Origin of the sequence: Haloactinopolyspora sp. (genome assembly GCF_027324685.1) — a bacterium.
Classification (GTDB): Bacteria; Actinomycetota; Actinomycetes; order Jiangellales; family Jiangellaceae; genus Haloactinopolyspora.
The window spans coordinates 42,743-48,959 of the sequence record NZ_DAHVSH010000188.1 but is presented as its reverse complement, the minus strand read 5'-3'; the positions used below and the strand labels follow the sequence as shown (position 1 = coordinate 48,959).

Below are 6,217 nucleotides of genomic sequence, written 5' to 3'. Positions count from 1 at the left end.
GCGCCGGGTGCCGGGGCGGTCCGGGTGCGGCCGACCGGGCTGATCTCGGGACCGGCACGGAAGCGGTACCAATAGTCGCGGCCGGGCTCCAAGCCGTCGACTTCGGCGTGCACGGAATGGCTGAGCTCCGGCGTCGCTCGCTGGGTGCCCTGGCGCACCACCCGCCGGAAGTCGGGATCCTCGGCTACCTGCCAGTTGACCGGGACCGCGCGCTGGGGCATGCCGGCGCGGCCCTCGGGCTCCGTCGGGTCGGGCGCCAGTCGCGTCCAGAGGACCACACCGTCCGGCGTGGGATCGCCGGAGGCCACACCCAGGGTGAACGGATCGTCGGCGAAGGTCGGCGAAGCCCAGACCGACGACGCCGAGAAACCGGCCAGCGTGGAGGCCGCGACGAGGCCGCTGCCTCCGGTGAGGGTGAGGAATCGGCGACGGTCCAGGGTCGGTGGTCGGCGGTCGGACATGACTCCTCCAGGGCCGGGTGACATTGGCGTCGATCACATCACGGACGGCCATACTAGAAGTCAAATTGTGGTTAACGTGCAGGTTAACGGCGAATAGTGCGATTTCTGCGCCCGGGTGCTCACTGGTGCCCAGCAGCGCGGGGTTTCAGGGGGCCTGCACGAGCGCGGCGCGGCGAGGTCGTCGTTGTCGATCACGACGATGCGGCTTCGGCCGGGAATCCAGCGCTCCCAAGCAGCCGCGGGTCCCATCCGTGCGCGTCTGAGCGGTCGAAGCAACCGAAACTGCCGCGTAACGCTCTCACTGCGCCGACACGCGTCGCTCAGATGCGCTAGGACCGCTCAAGCGGTCACCGTCGTCAGGCCAGGTCGGCCGCGCAGCGGAAGCCGGTGTTCCCGGTGGAGCTGTCTGGCGTGTTCCGCGTGCGTGCGGCCACGCGGTAGCGGTTGCAGTACGAATGGTGGCACAGGTAGCTGCCGCCGCGGGTGACGCGGAACTCACCCTCCGGGGGGCCGACCGGGTCGATGCGCGTCTGCGGCCGCTCCTCGGCGTGCCAGGTGGTGCTCCACCAGTCCGCGCACCACTCCCACACGTTGCCGGCCACCTCGTACAGCCCGTACCCGTTGGGGGCGTAGGACTTCACCGGCGCCGGACCGACGTGCCCGTCCTCGACGGTGTTGACGCGCGGGAAGTCACCTTGCCAGATGTTGCACCGCCACCGGTTCTTCGGCACGAGCTGATCGCCCCAGGCGTATTTCGCCTGGTGCAGTCCGCCTCGGGCGGCCTTCTCCCACTCGGCTTCCGTGGGCAGTCGTTTCCCGGCCCAGGCAGCGTAGGCCGCGGCATCGCGCCAGGACACGTGGACGACGGGGTGCTGCGGCCGGGTGGTGACGTCGCTACCGGGTCCCTCGGGGGCACGCCAGGTGGCGCCTTCGACGGCGAGCCACCACGGCGCCCCGGGAACGGTGGCGTCCATGACGTGCGGACGCGCGGCAGGACCGATGAACAGGTGGAACACGAACGACCAGCCGAATCGTTCGGCATCGGTCTCGTACCCGGTCGCCTTGACGAATGCTGCGAACTGGCGGTTGGTGACGGCGGTGGCGTCGATGCGGAACGGCGACACCTGCACCGTGCGGACCGGGCCTTCGCCGTCGTCGGGGAAGGCGTCGGGGTCGTCGCCGCCCATGGCGAACTCGCCCCCGGGGATGGCGACCATGCCGCGGGCGACATCGCGCGGGTCGCGCTGCGGCGGGGTGAAGGGGAGTTCGAGGACGTCCGCCGCAGGCTCGCCGTGATCGGCCGAGGGACCGCAACAACCCGACACCGTGACCGCCTCTCCGAGTCTCCTCGCTGTTCTCGCTGGTTCGCTTCGCCACAGTAGTCGAGCCCGCCGACGGTGCCGGAACGAACGGGGTGCTCGTGCGGCGGCGCGGGCGGGGGTAAGGCGAGGCGCACCAGGAGGGGAAAGAGGTGCACCACGAGGGGAAAGGCGAGGTGCACCACGAGGTGTTGTGTCGCATCACCACCCGTACACGCATGGTGCGGCAGGTAATCGGGTAGTGAACATGATCATTCAACAGGGGAGGGGTGGGTGGGTAGGGTGGAAGTCAAGGTCGGCAACGGGTAGGTGAGCGCGATTTCTGGAATCGCGGCAGCTTACGGTCCATTCGATCCGCTCGAAGGATTGCGGATGCTGGACCGGCTGACCCATCGCGGCCCGGACGGGCAAGGCGTTCGCACGTTCGACCACGCGTGGCTGGGCCACCGGCTGCTGGCGATCGTCGACTTCGACGCCGGCCTCCAGCCGTTGAGCGACCCGGACGGCACCCGGCTGCTGGTCGGTGACGGCGAGGTCTACAACTACCGCCGGCTGCGCCGTGAACTTGAGCGACGCGGCCACGTGTTTCGTACCCGAACCGATCACGAAAGCGTGTTCCACCTGCTCGAAGCCGATGGCCTGGACGCGTTGTCCCGGTTGTGGGGATGGTTCGCGTTCGTGGGTGCCACAGCCGACGGCGGCTTCTTCGCCGCCCGCGACACCATCGGCATCTCACCGCTGTACTGGACCGGCCCCGGCGACACGGTGGTGTTCGGCAGCGAGCTGAAGGCGTTCGACCCGGACCGTCGGCCCGATGTCGAGCCCTTCCCGCCAGGTCACGTGTGGACACCGGACGAGGGCCTGCGGGAGTTCCGCAGCTTGCCCGAGGTCGAGCCGGTCATCGCTGCGGCCGCGAGCGAGCCCGAGGCCGAGCCGTCCGACGACGTGCTGGCCATGATCCGCGAGCGGCTGATCGCCGCGGTCGAACGCCTCATGGAGACCGACGTGCCGGTGGGGTCGCTGCTGTCCGGCGGGCTGGACTCCAGCATCGTCACCGCGATCGCCGCACGCCACATGCATCGGCAGGGCCGCCAGTTGCCCACGTTCGCCGTCGGCCTCGTCGACAGCGACGACCTCCGCAAGGCCCGGCAGGTGGCCGCTGAGCTGGGCACTGACCACCACGAGCGGGTCTACACCGACGACGAGCTCATCGACTGGGTCCCGGAGGTCATCCGGGTCATCGAGTCGTTCGACCCGCAGCTGGTCCACAGCTCGGTCCCGAATCTGCTGGTGTCCAAGATGGCCGCGCGATCGGTGAAGGTCGTGCTCATCGGTGAGGGCGCAGACGAGCTGTTCGCCGGCTACGACTACTACAGCAAGATCAAGGACGAGAAAGACCTGCACGAGGAGCTGCTCGAGACGATCCGCGGGCTGCACGTCGGCGGTCTGCAACGGGTCGACCGCGTGGCCGGCGCCACCGGCCTGGAGGCTCGTACCCCGTTTCTCGATCTGGACGTGGTCGAGCTCGGGCTCAGCCTGCCCGCGCAGTGGAAGCTGTCGCACGGCGGCCGGATGGAGAAGTGGCTGCTCCGCAAGGCGTTCACCGGATGGCTGCCCGAACGGGTGTTGTGGCGGCCCAAGGCTCAGTTCGGCGAAGGCACCGGTGCCCGGGACGCGCTGGGCGAGTACTATGCCTCTACGGTCTCGCCGGAGGAGTTCGAGGCGCAACGCGGTGTCATCGACCCGCCCTTGCGCTCTCCCGAGGAGTTGGCCTACTACCGCCTGTTCGAACGCGAGCTCACCGGCATAGACCCACGTAACCTCGTCGGCCGTTTCGCCGAGTGGTGACTCCGCGTCCTCCGGCCTGAGTGGAGGTTCCGATGACCACTCTTCGCGTCGCCGTGGCGCAGATCCCGAACCGGGTCGGCGACCTGCGTGGCAACACCGAGCGCATCGGCGCGGCCATGGACTGGGCCGAACACGACGTCGAAGCCGACGTTCTCGTGTTCCCTGAGCTCGCCCTGACCGGCTACGGACTCGGCGACCTGGTGCTGCACCGCGAGTTCGTCGACGACGCCGCCGATGCGCTCTCCAAACTCGCCATCCGCTCGGGCCGGGTGACCACCGTGGTGAGCACGGTCGAGCGGGTGCCGCCGGTCCGCTGGGCCGACAGCCGCGAGCGAGACGTCGCCATCAGCGCCGCGTTGCTGTGCGGGGGAGAGATCCGCGGCCGGTACATCAAGTCGCTGCTGCCCTTCTACGACGTGTTCGACGAGGGCCGCCACTTCGTGCCGGGAACCCAGCCCGACGCGCTGTGGCGCATCGGTGACGTCGTGGCCGGTGTGGTCATCTGTGAGGACATGTGGTCCGCCGACGGTCCGCCGGAGGCGCAGAGCGCGGCCGGCGCGCGCGTCCTGCTGGTCCCGAACGCCTCACCGTTCCACCGGGGCAAGGCCGAAGGCCGGCTGGCCACCACCCGGGCGGTGGCGGTGCGCAACGGCCTGCCGGTGGTCTACGTGAACTGCGTCGGCGGGCAGGACGACCTGGTGTTCGACGGCGGCTCGATCGTCGTCGACGCGCAGGGCCGCCTGCTGCACCGCGGGCGGGAGTTCGCCGCCGACCGGTTCTGGCTCGACCTCGAAGTCGCCCCGCCACGTGTGGTGGGGCGATCGGTCACGAACGTTCACACCCGGCCCACCATGCGCCCGTCGCCACTCGCCTTGGAGCCGCCCAGGGAGCCGATGGGTGAGGTGGAAGCCGTCTGGCACGCCATCACGACCGGGCTGCGCGACTTCGTCGAGCACAACGGGTTCGAGGGGGTGGCGCTGGGGTTGTCGGCGGGCATCGACTCTTCTGTCGCCGCGGCGCTGGCGGTCGACGCCGTGGGCGCAGAGAACGTGTTCGCTGTGGCCATGCCCTCGCCGGATACGGCTGCTGCTGAGACCGAGGACGCCCGCCGGCTGGCCGAAAACCTCGGAATCTCCTTCGAGGTCATCCCGGTGCAGATGCAGGCCGCCGCGGAGGACGTCCCGCTCGCGGTGCGCCGTCGCCACCCGGAGATCTCCCCGCTGGAGCGGGAACGGCATTACGCCCGAGCCCGGGGCGCCGTGCTCGGCGCGGCCTTCGGCGAGCGCGGATATCTCGTCCTTGCCACGGGGAACAAGAGCGAGATCTCGATCGGGGCGGCGTCGCTGGCCGGCGACCTGCTCGGGGACTTCGCGCCGCTGAAGGACTGCCCGAAGACGCTGGTGTACGAGCTGGCCGGATACCGCCAAGAGCGCAGCCCGGTGTTCCCGCCCGGAGTGCTGCGGCGACCGGCGACGACGCAACGTCTCGGCCCGGAGCACCTGCCCGACTACGAGATCCTCGACGACATCGTGCGCCGCCACGTCGAACACGGCGAGGACCTGTCGGACATCGTCGCTGCCGGACACGACCCCGACGTCGCCTTGTACGTCTTGCATCGCTTCGCCGCCGCCGAGCGCACACGCCGGTACGCACCGCCCGGCGTGAAGGTCACCTCGCGGGCTTTCGGCCAGGATTCCCGCTTGCCGATCAGCAATGCCTGGCGGACGCATCCCCGTCCGCTCTGACGCTGTGCGCCGCCCGCTCGGCGCGCTCGGACGGCTACTCTCGTGGCGTGGTGAGCCAGGCATCCGACGAGACCGATGTGGACCGGCGCTCTCCGCGTCGGCTGCGGGCCGAGATCTGGATCGTGCTCGGGCTGTCGCTGGGACAGTCCGCCGTCTACGCCGTGGTCAGCCTGATCGCCAAGCTGACCGAGGACACGGCGTTGCGCGACCAGGTCGTGACGATGAACGTCTCGCGCAGCAGCCGGGGCTACCTCGACCTGACCTATCAACTGCTGTCCATCGGCTTCGCGCTGGTGCCGGTCGTGCTGGCCCTCTATCTGCTCTCATCGTCGGGTCGCTCGGCCACCCGTGCCATCGGCTTCGACTTCGCCAAGCCGGGACGCGACCTCGCCTTGGGCGCCGGCCTGGCCGCCGTCGTCGGGATCCCCGGCATCGGCATCTACCTGCTGGGCCGCCTGCTCAACGTCAACGCGACCATCGCGCCGGAAGGGCTGAACGAGCACTGGTGGACCATCCCGGTTCTGGTGTTGGCGGCCGTGGAGAACGCCGTGGTCGAAGAGGTCATCGTCGTCGGCTTCTTGATGACGCGGTTGCGGCAGCTGCAGTGGCGGCTCCCGGCGATCATCGCCACGAGCGCCGTGCTCCGCGGGTCCTACCACCTGTACCAGGGGTTCGGGATGGCCGTGGGCAATGCGTTGATGGGCGTGCTGTTCGCGTGGTGGTTCCACCGCACCGGCCGGGTGATGCCGCTGGTGATCGCACACACGATCCTCGACGTCGTCTCGTTCGTCGGCTATGCCTTGTTCCGCGACGCGCTCGGCCTGCCCTGACGGGTATGTCGCCC

General features: G+C 69.6%; 5 protein-coding genes. 3 read left to right on the top strand and 2 right to left on the bottom strand.

Annotated elements, in window-relative coordinates; translation table 11 throughout:
* A partial coding sequence (locus tag M6444_RS20680; protein ID WP_298331761.1) for a PhoD-like phosphatase N-terminal domain-containing protein occupies window positions 1–461 on the bottom strand: 461 nt, incomplete at its 3' end.
* Window positions 462–817: 356 nt separating this feature from the next.
* Window positions 818–1,678, bottom strand: coding sequence for a formylglycine-generating enzyme family protein (locus M6444_RS20675; RefSeq protein WP_363326453.1), 861 nt, complete (start codon window positions 1,676–1,678; stop codon window positions 818–820).
* A gap of 411 nt (window positions 1,679–2,089) precedes the next feature.
* On the opposite strand from M6444_RS20675, the gene asnB reads away from it, so the two are divergent.
* From asnB to M6444_RS20660, 3 genes are read left to right on the top strand one after another with little or no spacing between them, the layout of a single operon-like run.
* Window positions 2,090–3,628, top strand: a complete 1,539-nt coding sequence (gene asnB, locus M6444_RS20670) for an asparagine synthase (glutamine-hydrolyzing) (protein ID WP_363326447.1) — start codon at window positions 2,090–2,092, stop codon at window positions 3,626–3,628.
* A gap of 32 nt (window positions 3,629–3,660) precedes the next feature.
* Window positions 3,661–5,373, top strand: a complete 1,713-nt coding sequence (gene nadE, locus M6444_RS20665; protein ID WP_298331753.1) for an NAD(+) synthase — start codon at window positions 3,661–3,663, stop codon at window positions 5,371–5,373.
* 50 nt (window positions 5,374–5,423) lie between these two features.
* A complete protein-coding gene (locus tag M6444_RS20660) occupies window positions 5,424–6,203 on the top strand; it encodes a CPBP family intramembrane glutamic endopeptidase (protein ID WP_363326452.1) in 780 nt (259 codons plus the stop codon).
* The last annotated feature ends 14 nt before the right edge of the window (window positions 6,204–6,217 follow it).